Origin of the sequence: Fictibacillus sp. BK138, from assembly GCF_004216955.1 — a bacterium.
Taxonomy (GTDB): domain Bacteria; phylum Bacillota; class Bacilli; order Bacillales; family Fictibacillaceae; genus Fictibacillus.
Map to the genome: position 1 here is coordinate 2,475,766 of NZ_SGXL01000001.1, position 14,330 is coordinate 2,490,095.

The window sequence follows — 14,330 nt, forward strand, 5'->3', positions numbered from 1 at the left end:
GCCTTTACTTCTACCTTTTCGCTAAAAGAAAAGGAAAAAAATACGATATTCATAATAAGAAAATCCTTAATCCCACAAAAAATGTAAGAAAGTGTAGAAAAATAGCTTTTTTTCCAAGTTTTTGTAAGGTATGCTATTAGTATCTTTTTAAAAGTAATAGTAAGAAAGGCGGGTGGAGAATTGACTATACACGAACAGTTTGAAAGACGATTATTAAAGAATTATGTAATTGGCTCAACTGCTGCGGTTCTAGGAGTTGGCGGCGTCTTTCTATTCACCACACTCCGTTTTTCGGTCAAAGAAATCTTTGTATTATGCGGTATCCTTGTATCTTCCTGCATCATCATGTTTTTATTAGAATACTTGTTCTTTCGTATGCATACTTCTGTATTTCGTACTTATTTCAGTAAAAAAACGCCCGCTCTGCCGCTAGCAGAAAAAGCTTATTTTCATGCGCATCATTTCCCTATTCGGACGGTGAAGCGGATCCTGGGTCCCCATCTTTTTGGTCTATCTATTCCGGCGGTGTGTTTAACAGCTGCAGCTATTTACTTTGAATACTTAACATTACCTTATTACTACATATATCTTGCTTCACTTGGAGCGATCTTAGTTGCTGGAATGCATGCGATCATTGAATTCTTTCTAACAACAAAAGCTGTTCAGCCTGTTTTAAGAAACATTCAAGAGAAAACGTTGAAAGACCATGGCGTCATTTTATCTTTAGCAACTTCCAGACATATTTCTATCCAGCGTAAAATTCAGTGGAGCACACTTTTTATCGGGACATTTCCACTGTTATTGTTTGCTTTGGCAAATCAGGTAAGGCTGTATCAGCTAGACTCACCTGTTAACGGTTCCTACTGGAGCTGGGCATTCTTCGTGCTTCTTATTGGCATCTCTTTTGCCATCTTTGGTGCTTATCTCCTTTTTAAGGATATCCAACAGCCCATGAACGAACTTCAAGCTGGGATGTATGAAGTTCGCACAGGCAACTCAAATGCAAGAGTAGATGATCTTTATTCGGATGAGTTTTCAAAGCTTATAAAAGGATTCAACCATATGGCACGAGCGATACAATCGCGTGAACACGAGAACAAACAATTGCTTGAGAGCTTTTTTGCGACGATGGCGGCTACATTAGATGCTAGAGATCCATACACAGCAGGGCATAGCCTTCGTGTGGCAGATTATGCAATGAAAATCGGCCAGATGGCTGGACTTCCTTTTCAGCAGCTTTTGCAGCTCAGGAAAGCAGCATTGCTTCATGATATAGGCAAAATCGGAATACCCGATATCGTACTATTAAAAGAAGAAAAACTGACCCCTGAGGAATTTGAACAGATAAAAAAGCACCCTGTAATCGGGGCAGATATCCTTGCACAAGTTCAGCCGTTTGATGCGATGAAGCCGTTGCTACCTGGTGTGCGTTATCATCATGAAAGGTATGATGGGAACGGCTATCCCGAGCAGCTTGCAGGTGAGGATATCCCTATTTTCGGAAGAATTATTGCGGTTGCAGATGCGTATGATGCTATGACTTCCGATCGTCCATACCGAAAAGGCATGACACATGAAAAAGCTCTGGCGATCTTGGAAGACGGAAAAGGTACACAGTGGGATCCATATTTAACTCAGCTTTTTATAGATGAAATGAATCTTAAATCTATTTCATAAAAAGGAGGTGCTTTTTTGAACACGTATGATAATTTCCCCGTTATTGAAACAGAAAGGCTGAAGCTTCGGCCCGTCCTGCAGTCTGATATCACCGAGATTTTCTCTACTTTTTCAGACGCAGGAGCCATGCAATTTTACGGAATGGAACCTTTGAAGTCAGAAGAAGATGCCTTTTCACTCATTGAAGCGTTTGAGAAAGGTTTTAAATCTGGAAGTGCTATTCGATGGGGGATCGTTCTCCAAGGAGAAGATAAACTGATCGGAACATGCGGCTTTCATAACTGGAGCAAGTCGGATCAGCGTACAGAAGTCGGCTATGAACTCAACCGGGAATATTGGCATAAAGGCTTTATGAATGAAGCATTAAGAGCAATTATCCATTATGGCTTTAACGGAATGGAATTTAACCGTATCGCAGCTACGATCAGACCAGAGAATTCCTCATCAAGAGCACTTGTTGAGAAGCTCGGGTTTAATCAAGAGGCACTATTAAAAGAGTACCAAAAAGCAGACGGTGAATATTACGATATGTATGTGTATTCCCTATTAAAACGAAATGCAGATCTATATTAAAGAAGCTATGTCTACAAATAGCTTCTTTTTTGTTGGCTCTTATCTATAAGATATTATTTTGAATATCTTTCTTCTCCATTGACGAGTCGACTGGAGTGCAAGGTTCGAGACTTCTCGAAAATGAAAATCAATTTTCTTCGTGCGATGTTTCGCTGTCGATGCCTTCCTTGTCCTGCGGGACAAGTGGGACAGGTGAGACTCCTAAAGTCGCAAAGCGCCAGGAAGCTCACCGCCCGCCCCGCAGAAGGCGAGCATCCTGGAACGGACGTCAACCACTTCCAATAGCAACAAAGTTAAAGATAACAGCCTTCTTTAATTATTTAGAATGGTTAGTTCCTCCATGTTTTGAAATCTCTTTTATGAGGAATGAAAAGAAAAAGGAGGTTTTTGATATGGTACAAAAAGAAGCTTATTTTGTTACAGCTAAAGGTGATATTCAGCCGCTTCCAACAGATGATCATATTCACTATTTTGAAATACAGGCTACTTATGATGAGAAAATGCAGCTTGAGCATTTATTCCATGAGATGCATGCCAACAGCAAACAAGAAGGGCTTGATATCTTTTCGCCAAAGCGCCATTTTGAAGAATCTAACGCAGAATACCACCGCGGTAAAGACAGCAAGCTCGTTTATGAAGTTTTCCGTTATCTCTACTTGCTTGGTACAGAAAAAACGAAACGTGATATTGAAGAAATGAACGTACTCCCTGAGCTATATGAACAAAGCCACGATACAATCGAAAAAGTAAAATAGCACCGGAAAGATAGCTCCGGTGCTTTCCTTTTATACTCTTCTACTCCCACTCAATACTTCCATCTGCTTTTACCCAAAATCGGACAACACCTAGATCATCAAGCGCTTGCTTTATATTTTCTGCCATCTTTCGTATTCGAGGGGTATCTGGATTTGCCATGACTAGCGTTCTCGCTGGATTTTTTTCATAGTTTTTCAGCAGTTTTACAAGCTGACAGCTCATATGTTTATCCAGCTGACTGCCTGTAAATACAGTTTCTTTCTCGTGGTGTTCTGCATGATTTCCTTGCGCTTCAATTAACAGCGTATGGTATTCATTTGCTGCTGCCAGATCAATACCGAAAAGATCTTCAAGGTTTCTTGTTTCATAGCCTTCATTGTTCAAGTACCTCTTAACAGCGTCAACAACTTCCGATTTGCTCAACACAAAAGGGTCTGCTTGGATCAATTGTTCATTTTGTACAGGCAAACCGATCCCTCCTTCTCATCTTTACACATCATTCGAATCAATCATTTAACATTACAGGGGTACTTTAATTCGTATACCCGCATTATTTGGTAAAAAAACAGCAAAATTTCTTTATGAAGACTTCCGAAAGACAAGCCCTACTTCTTTAGACTTACGGGAGTCTTTTTGAGGCGGACACTATTTGAGCAACAGTCTTTTTTTGTTCGGTTAAACAGAAAAATTGTTCGGTTCATCAGAATTTTTGTGCGGTGGGGTTTGATTTTTGTTCGGTCACTTCCCATTCTTTAGAAGTTCCAAATAAATTGTGTATGTCAGGCAGAATGTACCAACGTGTGAGCCCGTATGAGCCGAATTTCCGTTAGTAATGAATCACAATTTGCGAAAACCGCCGTAAAAGAAACTTCCTTCCACTTCAAACGTATATCATTTAAGATAGAATTAAGAAATCATTTGGGGGATTCATACATGGCTGAAAAAGCAGAAAAGCAAAACCAGTCCCGTTTATGGACGATTCTTGCGGGTATTGGTTTGTTCTTAATGAGTAAATTAAAATGGGTGTTTGGTTTATTAAAACTTGGTAAATTCGCAACGCTCATATCCATGTTCATTTCGATGGGTGCTTATGCCGTCTTTTACGGCTGGAAATTTGCAGTAGCGATCGTCTATCTCATATTTGTTCATGAGATGGGACATCTGGTCGCAGCGAAACAAAAAGGGATAAAGACATCACCCGCTATATTCATACCATTTATGGGTGCAGCGATCGGCATGAAGGAAATGCCTAAGAATGCAAAAGACGAAGCTTATATCGCATATGCAGGTCCTTTATTCGGCCTTATGTCCTTCTTGCCTGCGGTCTTTTTATACGAATCTACCGGGCAGCCGTTCTGGGGTCTTGTTATCTTTTTAGGAGCTATGATCAACTTGTTCAACCTGTTTCCTGTCTCTCCGCTGGATGGCGGAAGAATCGTTGGTGTGTTATCGACAAAGATTTGGTTTGTCGGGCTTCTTATCGTTATTCCGTACTTGTTCCTATCACCAGACCCGATTATCTTCTTAGTCTTTCTTTTTGGAATTATGACTTGGTGGAAACGTGTTCGTGAAGATTTTGAGCATAAAAAAACAGAGCTCACTTTAGAAGCTTTTGAAGCTGAACAGCAAAAGCTTTCACACATCCAGCAAGAGCTAAACGAATACCGCGATATGCCAAACTTTTCTCATATCATCGGAACTTATATAGAAGATGTTCGTGTTGCTAAAAACCGCTTAAAGGACAGTGTTCCGACAGGATTTACTTTTCCCATCCTGCAGGATAAAAAGAAGATTGAGAAGCATAAGATCATTGTAGAGCTTGAGATGCTCAATAACCGTGAGCGTTTCCTGAAAACGCTGCGGGAAGAATTTGAAAAAGACCGCAATAAAAGAGAAGCTCTGGCACAGGCTTATCACGAGTCAGATCCTGAAGGAATCGCTACTCTTCCAGTGTTACCAGACTTCAACACTGCCGCTTATTTTGAAGCTTATGAAAAGAGTCTGCTTGCTGAAAAAGCAGAAACCAAAAAAGTATACGATCAGCAAAAAAATTATTATGTATCAAACATGAAAACGAAGATCGTAGTCCTTGCTTTGTACCTTCTTCTGGCAGGAGTATTATCCGCTTTTGTCGTTTACGGAAACCACTTGATGGATATAAATCGTTTTCTGATTAGTTAAGCAAGAGAGGCTTGCTCAAGAGAAATTGATCCTTTTGAGTTAAGTCTTTTTTTATTTTCATCTCGCGTATTCTCCTCCCCTTCTTTTGACCCGAAATTCCCCTTTTTTAGTACCTTAGTTTCATGTTATGAAGCTTCAACAAAAGGATATTTGGCTTATCTTTCGTTCTCCTTAGAGGAAAAGGTTAGAGAAAACTCGAATGGTGAGGAAAAAGAGAAAAAGGAGCGACAAAAAATGCGAAAACTTATGAAGGTTCTTTTTTCGCTTGCGATGTTAATGGGCATGTTCACAAACACCGCTTCTGCTGAAAAAGGAACAGCTGACACAAATGTAATCGGTAAAGATCTGTATGTGGATGTAGCAGCTGCTACATTATGGTCAAATCCAGATGCAGCACGTGATGATGTTGATGGACCTTCCCTCTCGAATCCTGTTGATCTTAGAGGATGGACAACAAGTATGTCGTATGAACAAAAGCTTTGGCTTGTTGGAGAACTTGAGACCCAAGCTCTTTACGGACAAAAGGTCCGAGTTTTAGAACAGCAAGGCGAATGGGTAAAAGTTGCGGTTTATGGGCAGCCCACTCCAAGAAACGAGCTTGGATATCCAGGTTGGATGCCGTTAAGACAACTTACAACCTCAGACCGATTTGAGCGTGCAGATGGTAAACCGTTTGCTCTCATTACAAGTCCGACGGCATGGCTTTCAAAAGCACCTTTCGGCCATAAACAAGAATTAGAACTAAGCTACAATACAAGATTGCCAGTTTTAAAAGCTTTCCGTCATACGATTGCCGTTTTAACGCCAGAAGGTAAAGTACGCTGGCTGGAAGCGGAGGATGCAAAGGTTTATAAGAGCGAAAAAGATATTCCTGTTCCGACAGGTGAACAGCTTGTAGAAGAAGCGAAAAAGTTTCTTGGACTTCCATATCTTTGGGCAGGAGCGGCAGGGTTCGGATTTGACTGTTCAGGTTTTACCCACACCGTTCATAAAGCAAACGGCATTACGATTCCACGAGACTCAGGACCACAATCAAAAGAAGGACTGATCGTAGATAAAGATCAGCTTCAGCCTGGAGATCTCATGTTCTTTGCTTATGATGAAGGAAAAGGCCGCGTGCATCACGTTGCGATGTATGCTGGAAACGGAATGATGATCCATTCACCGAACACAGCTTCTACCGTTCGCATGGATCCGATCTCAACACCTGCTTATGCTGTTGAGTTCTCTGGGGCAAGACGCTATGTACCGGAGCAATAAAATATAAGAAAAAGCAGTGTCATTTCAATCTTGAAATGCACTGCTTTTTTTTGTTTAATTGAGTCCTTTAATCGCGATCTCAGTTACAGGCAAAAAGGATTCTCCTGTATCTTGATACGTTACGTCCACTTTATCGCCTTCTTTAAGATAGATAGAGAGCGGATTGCTTTCCGAAGAAACAATATAGCTTTGACGATTGTCTAATAAGAAAGACACGATCGTATAGTTACCTGTTTTTTCTTTGTACACACGAAGAACGGTGCCGCCAATTTGCTTTTCTTCAGCATCAGAACTTCCGTCCACACTTCCCCCGCCGCGCTGCAGAGCTGTTTTATATTGTTTCAGCGCATTGTTCGGCGTGTTTCCGTATACAGAGATTTCTGGATTTGATGCAGAAACGATAAAATAATTCTGTAAAAATCCATTCGAATCAAGTACCGGCGTCAACCAGCTAGCTTCTCCATAAAAATTATAAAGAACAGGCATTTCACCGTCCCATTTCTTTTCGATGAATTTCTTCTGGATAATCTGCAGTGCACCTTGCGAATCCATATACGATACCTCTAGATTACCAGTATAGTAGGTAGCCTTGCCGGTTCTCGCGTTCGTAAGCGAGTAGCCCAGCATGGAATCCACTCCCTCTTTTGGACTCGTGAAGTCTGTAAAGTAATACATATCTCCGTTTTCATCAAAGATCGGACTTACATTAGCTTCCGTACCTTCATCAGAAGGAAGCTTAACATCTTTCTTGCCGAACTTGCTGTTCAAGAACCCATGAACATAATTTCCAAAATAACTGTTCTGCAGACTAACCGTCTCTGGTGAAACAGCTCCGTCAATGAAGGCTGGCACCTCTTTTAATTTATAATCTTTTGTGTCTCCGTTCTTCGGATCGACGACAATACTTCCCTTTACTTCAAACCCATTTCGCGCAGAGACAAACTCTCCATATGAACGGACATAATAAGGTTTTCCGTTATCATCGATCTCCAGCTGCGGATCGCCATAAAAGATGTATTCAGGATATGCCGACCGCATGTGGCGTTCCATGTTTTTGTTAAAATAAGACGATGGAGTATACAGCATATCGGATTTAATAAACTTCGGATTAGCTGAAGAATCAGTTGCACTAAGCGTAAAGTAACCAGGCGTCACATCGCCGTTCCACCATTTAAAGAAACCGGAAAACTCTACAGGTGCAATATACACGTACTTTCCATCTACTTTTTGAATCTGGAGGTTGCCAAGCTCATAATAGCTCGTGTTCGGTACTTGCCCAAATGACTTTCTCATCTTGTTGCGCGCAAACTTTGGGGGAACACTCGCTGGCGTTTCTTTTTCATCGAACGTATCAATCTCAGTCTTCTGCTGCATTTTTGCCGATTGATATTTTTCGTCAGCATTGAATAGACCGGCCGTTAAAAAATATACGCCGATAAAAAGACTCAGGGTGAAAAGCAGCAATTTGATCATCCGCTCTTTCCCTGTCGCAAAAAATGCTCCTAATCCTGTCATGATGATTGCAAGCATCCAGATAGAAGAAAAGTTGCGGTCTAGATTCGTAACATAATAGAAAGCAAACACGATTGGTACAGTGCAAATAACCGTCCCAATGATCGCGTAAGTCATATTGTATTTCGTTTCTTTTTTTGACGGCTTTTTAATTGGTGAGATCGGCAGGACCACAAGCGCTGCCGCCAGCCCCACAACTATTGAAAATAATAAGATATTCATAAACTGTCCCCTTTTTCTTGTGTTTCTTTACCCTATTAGTCAATACGGATGAATATGTAAAAAGTTACAGAGAAGTGTTTCTCAGCATAAAAAAAAGAGCTTAAAAGGACTTAAGCTCTTCATTCGTATCGAGGTGGCTCGTATTATTCAAAAAGTGAACAACTTTACTTTTTTCACTGATTTCTAAGAGGCTGATTCCTGTATCTCCATTTTTGAAATAAAAATTCTTCGAGATCGGCATGTCAAAAAATGACCGGAGAAGACAATTGATAACACCGCCATGAGCAACGATCGCAATTCTTTTATGTACGGAGTCCGCTAATATCTTAGAAAAGATGGTCTCGATCCTCATTCGAAACTCGATATGTGATTCACCTTCATCAAACCGGTCATGCATGTATACCGGAGCTTTCAGACTTTTCGCTTCTTCAAAACTCAACCCCGCCTGTACTCCGTTATTATGTTCCATCAGTTCTTCCTCATACTGAAGCGGACATCCGATCGTATCAGCCAAAACTCGAGCTGTTTCACTCGCTCTTTTCAGCGTGCTGGCATAAATGAAGTCTGGCGGAAAATCATGTTTCACTTTTTCAGCCATCGCTTTTACTTGCTTCCGTCCTCGATCCGTCAGTTCAAAATCCGCTCTTCCCTCGTGAACTTGTAAAATATCAGCCTCTGATTCTCCATGTCTTATCAATAAGATTTCCATGTCCTGCCCCCTTTGAAATTTATCTGCAAGCCCCACCTATTTTACCGTATAATGGAAGGAAAAGGTATACTCCTGACTGGACGTGTTATTTTGAAACATAGCTTAATAGGCTTTCTGTTATTATTTTTTATCTTTTTACCGGATTTCCTCCCAAAGCTGGTTCGTTCATACTTACCAGAAGCCTTTCATTTACCTATATTGTTTAGCCTGAATATTGTGGTTATCTTTATTGTCGTTTACTTTTTCAGGTACGCTTATAAAAAGAAAAACACAGCAGTGATTACAGTTTGCTTGTTCCTGCTCCTTCAGCTTTCGGTTATTACAATTTCACTTTTTAGGGGGTAATTTACCTTGAAATTCACATCAAAGAGAGATGTTTGGCTAGGACTTATTCTGTTTGGCAGCATCGGCTATGGAACGTTCCTTAGCTACTCTGCGCTTATTTCAGAGAAAGCAGAAATAGGAGAATCCATTTTTGCTATTCTCCTGAATCTTGTGATCATCCTTTTCATCTGCTGGCTTTGGTTTTCCACTTACTATGTATTAGACGATAAAGAATTAATGATCCGCTGCGGACCTATAAACAAAAGAATTCCTTACCGTGAGATCACTTCTGCACACAAAACATGGAACCCCCTTTCCAGTCCGGCGTTATCACTAAAACGAATACATATAAAATACCAATTCGGAATGGCGCTTATTTCACCGAAAGACCGAGATAAGTTCCTTCGCTTGCTAAAAGAGCGCTGCCCGCATGCAGACATTAAATTTGATTAGGAGCTGATTCATTTTGAATGATGGTCTTCAAGCTGTTTTCTTAGACCGTGACGGAACAATCGGCGGATCAGATATCGTTGAATATCCCGGAGAATTTAAGTTATTTCCTTATACAGCTGAAGTTATTGAACGATTCAATGGTAAAGGAATTAAAGTGTTTTCTTTTACGAATCAGCCTGGAATCAGCAGATCAGAAGCAGCGGAGGACGACTTTGTCAGAGAACTTAAAGCTTTTGGTTTTGACGAAATCTATCTTTGTCCTCATCACCATAAAGAAGGCTGCCATTGCAGAAAACCGTCCACCGGAATGCTCGAAAAAGCGGCAAAAGAGCATTCTTTAAATTTATTAAAATGCGCCGTATTCGGAGACCGCTGGACAGATATAATGGCTGCAAAATCTGCAGGATGTATTGCCATATTAGTGCTTACTGGATCAGGAGCTGCTGCTTATGAACAAAATCACTTAACATCAGACGTACAGCCTGATCACGTAGCAGAAAATCTGAAAGCAGGAGCAGATTGGGTTTTAAAACCATCAGTGGAGCGGAGCAGGTGAGCGCACTCCATATACTCAGAAAGGCCCCTGCGAAAAGCGAGCCACAATGCACGGAAATTAACTACTTTCAAAAACAGCAAGGTTTTGCGAAAACAGCGTTTTTTAAGATACACTGGTTCCAGTAGCGGGAAGGTCCCTCTTTAATGTCTTCATAGGCGAAAACCATAGCCACAAGATACATAATGGCATACCCAAAACACCTATCATTAGTGCTGGATATAAGCCTAATACCTCTCCAAAATAACCTCCTAAAAATGCGCCTATCGGGATTCCTCCATAGCCAATTAAACGATAACTCGCATTCACCTTACTCAGCATATTGTCAGGAGTAACAGACTGACGGATGGTTATGATATTTACGTTGCAGATTGCAACTCCAAATCCACTTAAAATATAAGATAGAATTAACAGTATTAAACCGAATAAAGAAGCTTCATGTACCATTAAAAGAATCATAGGTGCAAAGCACGCAACAGCAGTTCCCCAAATGATAGCAGGTCCTATTTCAAGTTTTTCCGTAATTCTAGCAGCAAAAAAAGATCCTACAAATGCTCCAGCTCCCCCGCTTGCTAAAATGATTCCTAGAATACCCGGCTGCAGTTTGATCTCTTCTACAGCATATATGATAAAAACCGTTGAAATGATGTTTGACAAAAGATTGTACGTACCCGCTTCCCCAGCCATCTTGCTGATGTATGGATTAGAAAAAACAAGGCTTAATCCTTCTCTAATTTCTTTGAAGATGGATTGCTGAGATTTCTTGATAACAGGAGGTGTTTCTTTCTTTTTAATGAATAAAATACTTATGGCAGAAACCATGTAAGACAAAGCATCTATGAAAATAGCGATGGGGGCTGTGAAAGTTTGAATGATTATCCCGGCAATTCCTCCTCCTCCAACATTTGCAATAGATGCGGTTGCTTGCAGCTTGCTGTTCCCTTCATTTAGTTGCTCCCGTTTAATCAAACTTGGCAGATAAGCAAAGTAAGCAAGATCAAAACTCACATCCAGCAAGCCAATCAGGAACACACTTACATAGAGGTATTCTATACGGAGTTCTCCCATTATATATAAGAGTGGGATAAGCAGCAGTATAGCCCCTCTTGCTAGATTTGAAAAAATCATAACCGGACGGCGGGCTCTGCGGTCCAGGTATGCGCCAAAGAACAAAGTAACAAGCAGAAACGGAAGAAAACGAAGTGTACCAAGCAGCCCTACTTGGAACGGATTGGCTTCTAGCACGGAAATTGCCAATAGCGGAAAAGCTAACTCGGAAATTTTTGCTCCAAATAAAGAGACAGTCTCTCCAAACCAGAGTTTATTGAAGTCATGATGTTTTCGAAGCGAAAGTGAAGTGTGGTTAATTTGAGGATTGTACTTTTCCATCCTAAACACCCTTTCAAAAGGAAATGTAATCGTGATGTAAAAAGTTTGAATGTAATAGTCTAAAACGATTATACTGATTACATACAATTTATCATAGAATTTATTAATGTAGCAAGGAGGACTTTTTGTGGATTTTTTGTTTATCGATTTTTTAAATAGTGAATGGAGAGATGGCATCCATGATGACTCTTATATAGACAGACTGGATGACACAAAATGGATGAATGAATTGTTAACTCCCTGGGAGTTAACAATCAATGAAGGCATGACAGAAGAAAAGATTAAAAGACTGAAAACCCTTCGAGCTCTATTACGGAAACTTGTGATAGATGTAACTCACAACCAACAACTGACCGATAATGATGTGAATCAACTGAATGATTATTTATATTGCTCTCTTTTTCTACAGGAGATCAGGAATGAGTCAGGAAATCTTCGTTTAACAGAAAAGCCAGTTAACCCTGATTGGAACTGGGTAATGGCAAAGATTGTAGAATCCTTTGCCCATCTACTCTCAAACCATCAGATTGGACGCTTAAAGATATGTAAAAACGAAAAATGTGGATGGGTCTTTTTTGATGTGAGCAAAAACCGAAGCCGGGTCTGGTGTTATCATAGTAATTGCGGAAACTTAATGAACGTACGGAAACACAGGGAAAGAAAACAAAAGAAATGAAAAGAACCTCTTAATTTGTTTTGATTTTTTAATAATTTTAACTCTCTAAAAAACGACCAGAACAAATCTGGTCGTTTATAATGTCATTTTCACTTTTGGTCTTTATCTCTCGCATAAAAAAAGCCCCCATAAGGGAGCGGTTATGCTAGTCTTCGAATTGGTAAAGCGGTGTGCTTAAGTATCTTTCACCGTTGCTTGGAATTACAGCGAGTACCTTTTTTCCTTTTCCGAGCTTTTTGGCTACTTTTAATTTTTCATATGCTACAAAGCTTGTGATTTACGATTCTAAAAGAGAATCCGTTACCTAATAAGAGACTCCCTCTTTTTTTCGTTAGTGGATTCCTCTCTTTTTAAACCTTCCGCCCTTTACCTCTGCTATGTCTGCAATAGCAAGGAATGCGCTGGTATCAAATTCATCCACGATGTCTTTTAGTTTTGCTTCTTCCAAACGAGTGATTACACAGAACACAACGCCCTTTTCGTCGCCCGTATAAGCTCCTTCACCTTTTAAATACGTCACTCCGCGTCCGAGTCTATGAAGGATCGCGTCACCGATGTCTTTATGGTTCTCACTAATGATCCACGCAGACTTCGATTCCTCAAGACCTGTGATCGTTAAATCAATCGTTTTGTATGCGATAAAATAAGCAATCAATGAGTACATTGCTCTGTCCCACGTAAACACAAAACCTGCAGCTCCAAGGATAAAGATATTAAAGAACATGATAATTTCACCAACAGAGAAAGGCAGTTTGCTGTTGGACAAGATCGCTAATATTTCTGTACCGTCCAACGAACCCCCGCTTCGGATAACCATACCGATCCCAACTCCGATAAAAATCCCGCCAAAAACGGTCGCTAGCAACAAGTCATCTGTAAAAGGCGGTACGGGGTGTAAAAGTGTTGTTGCGACAGAAAGAATAATAATTCCATACAAAGTAGAAATAGCAAAGGTTTTTCCAATTTGTTTATATCCGATAAAAATAAAAGGCAAGTTGAGTGCGAATAGGAAGATTCCCAGACTTAAACCGGATAGATGGGAAGCCATGATTGAAATACCAGCAATCCCGCCATCAATAACATGATTGGGTACTAAGAAAATTTCAAGCCCAACCGCCATCAGGATCGCTCCAAATGTAATTAGAATTGTACGAAAGGCCAGTTTTCCCTTTGTTAATTTGCGATGCTGCTTATTCATTTGCTCGGTTATCTGATGATTCAATACTGTTTCTTCTGTCATATTTCAACCTCCAATTAGCGTGCATCCAAGCTGGTATTTCTCTATTTCTACACATAAAGAATACCTCCTTTGGATTTTAGTAAACAAAATCTTAGAGCCGTACATCAATCTGGGTTTTAATATTTTCATCTTTTGATATTCCCAGATATTTAAGTGTTTCAGAAGGATTTGAATGATTAAAGTGCTTTTGAAGAAGAGATATCGCGACGCCTCTTTTATAGGCATGAAAACCAAAGGTTTTACGCAAAGAATTGGTACCGATCTTACCTTGGATTCCCACTTGATCTGCCGCACAGCTGATAATGCGATATGCCTGCTGTCTTGTAATCGGAAGCTTTGTTTTTTTAGATAAAAAAAGAAAATCGTCGCTTTTCAAATTGGCATTCAGTATATATTGATGCAATATTTTTTGAACGGTTTCATTCAAAAAGATCTCTTTTTTGGACTCACCTTCTTTAGGAATCCAGGAATAATAGTCTTTTATTCCATTGAGTTCAGTCATGAGATCTTCAACTTTAATGGTGAGCAATTCCGTAATCTTCAATCCTGTGTTAATACCAAATACAAAAAGAACATAATCACGTTCTGATTGTCTCTTTAAATATCGCTTTATGGCATTAATTTGTTTAATATCCCTTAACGCTTCAACGTATTCCACCTAATCATCACCTGATTCTATGTCACTTAATACTAGTTTACCATACTGTTATGTAACATTAAATGAATATGCTTTTAAGTAAAAAGCACTTCTATTAATATGTACGGATTTTCTCGGATTAGAAGAACTGAATTTATGAATGGTACA

The 14,330-nt window shown here is 40.0% G+C and carries 14 protein-coding genes and 1 pseudogene; 8 read left to right on the forward strand and 7 right to left on the reverse strand.

Annotation, left to right across the window (positions count from 1 at the left end):
• The first annotated feature begins 180 nt into the window (after positions 1–180).
• The 3 genes from EV282_RS12275 (at position 181) to EV282_RS20260 (ending at position 3,005) form a co-directional block, all read left to right on the forward strand.
• Complete coding sequence (locus tag EV282_RS12275) at positions 181–1,677, forward strand: HD-GYP domain-containing protein (protein ID WP_130296083.1); 1,497 nt, start codon at positions 181–183, stop codon at positions 1,675–1,677.
• 15 nt (positions 1,678–1,692) lie between these two features.
• Positions 1,693–2,250, forward strand: a complete 558-nt coding sequence (locus EV282_RS12280; RefSeq protein WP_130296084.1) for a GNAT family N-acetyltransferase — start codon at positions 1,693–1,695, stop codon at positions 2,248–2,250.
• 392 nt (positions 2,251–2,642) lie between these two features.
• Complete coding sequence (locus tag EV282_RS20260) at positions 2,643–3,005, forward strand: hypothetical protein (RefSeq protein ID WP_165389448.1); 363 nt, start codon at positions 2,643–2,645, stop codon at positions 3,003–3,005.
• 40 nt (positions 3,006–3,045) lie between these two features.
• Here EV282_RS20260 and EV282_RS12290 read toward each other — a convergent pair whose 3' ends face one another.
• The gene (locus tag EV282_RS12290) at positions 3,046–3,474 is read right to left on the reverse strand and encodes a hypothetical protein (protein ID WP_130296086.1); all 429 of its coding nucleotides are present in this window, start codon (positions 3,472–3,474) and stop codon (positions 3,046–3,048) included.
• Positions 3,475–3,939: 465 nt separating this feature from the next.
• Here EV282_RS12290 and EV282_RS12295 point away from each other — a divergent pair, with 465 nt between their 5' ends.
• Together EV282_RS12295 and EV282_RS12300 are read left to right on the forward strand one after the other, a co-directional pair.
• The gene (locus EV282_RS12295; protein WP_130296087.1) at positions 3,940–5,187 is read left to right on the forward strand and encodes a site-2 protease family protein; all 1,248 of its coding nucleotides are present in this window, start codon (positions 3,940–3,942) and stop codon (positions 5,185–5,187) included.
• Between the two features lie 234 nt (positions 5,188–5,421).
• Positions 5,422–6,447 carry a C40 family peptidase gene (locus EV282_RS12300; RefSeq protein ID WP_130296088.1) on the forward strand — a complete coding sequence of 342 codons (1,026 nt, stop codon included), beginning with the start codon at positions 5,422–5,424 and terminating at the stop codon, positions 6,445–6,447.
• A gap of 54 nt (positions 6,448–6,501) precedes the next feature.
• Here the strand turns inward: EV282_RS12300 and EV282_RS12305 are convergent, their stop codons facing one another.
• On the reverse strand, positions 6,502–8,181 hold the full coding sequence (locus EV282_RS12305; protein ID WP_130296089.1) for a DMT family transporter: 1,680 nt from the start codon (positions 8,179–8,181) through the stop codon (positions 6,502–6,504).
• 100 nt (positions 8,182–8,281) lie between these two features.
• A complete protein-coding gene (locus tag EV282_RS12310) occupies positions 8,282–8,890 on the reverse strand; it encodes a histidine phosphatase family protein (RefSeq protein ID WP_130296090.1) in 609 nt (202 codons plus the stop codon).
• Positions 8,891–9,241: 351 nt separating this feature from the next.
• Between EV282_RS12310 and EV282_RS12315 the strand changes: the two genes are divergently transcribed.
• Both EV282_RS12315 and EV282_RS12320 read left to right on the forward strand, forming a co-directional pair.
• Positions 9,242–9,667: a PH domain-containing protein gene (locus EV282_RS12315; RefSeq protein ID WP_130296091.1), complete on the forward strand. Its 426-nt coding sequence runs from the start codon at positions 9,242–9,244 to the stop codon at positions 9,665–9,667.
• Positions 9,668–9,680: 13 nt separating this feature from the next.
• Complete coding sequence (locus tag EV282_RS12320) at positions 9,681–10,223, forward strand: HAD-IIIA family hydrolase (RefSeq protein ID WP_130296092.1); 543 nt, start codon at positions 9,681–9,683, stop codon at positions 10,221–10,223.
• A gap of 102 nt (positions 10,224–10,325) precedes the next feature.
• Here the strand turns inward: EV282_RS12320 and EV282_RS12325 are convergent, their stop codons facing one another.
• Positions 10,326–11,609, reverse strand: coding sequence for an MFS transporter (locus EV282_RS12325; RefSeq protein ID WP_165389449.1), 1,284 nt, complete (start codon positions 11,607–11,609; stop codon positions 10,326–10,328).
• Between the two features lie 127 nt (positions 11,610–11,736).
• Here EV282_RS12325 and EV282_RS12330 point away from each other — a divergent pair, with 127 nt between their 5' ends.
• Positions 11,737–12,285: a CGNR zinc finger domain-containing protein gene (locus tag EV282_RS12330; protein ID WP_130296094.1), complete on the forward strand. Its 549-nt coding sequence runs from the start codon at positions 11,737–11,739 to the stop codon at positions 12,283–12,285.
• Between the two features lie 145 nt (positions 12,286–12,430).
• Here the strand turns inward: EV282_RS12330 and EV282_RS12335 are convergent.
• From EV282_RS12335 to EV282_RS12345, 3 genes and pseudogenes are all read right to left on the reverse strand, one after another.
• Positions 12,431–12,544, reverse strand: a pseudogene (locus tag EV282_RS12335) (cysteine synthase A); the annotation flags it as partial.
• Positions 12,545–12,616: 72 nt separating this feature from the next.
• Complete coding sequence (locus tag EV282_RS12340; RefSeq protein WP_207224294.1) at positions 12,617–13,525, reverse strand: YitT family protein; 909 nt, start codon at positions 13,523–13,525, stop codon at positions 12,617–12,619.
• 91 nt (positions 13,526–13,616) lie between these two features.
• On the reverse strand, positions 13,617–14,183 hold the full coding sequence (locus EV282_RS12345) for a tyrosine-type recombinase/integrase (protein WP_130296095.1): 567 nt from the start codon (positions 14,181–14,183) through the stop codon (positions 13,617–13,619).
• Between the last annotated feature and the right edge of the window lie 147 nt (positions 14,184–14,330).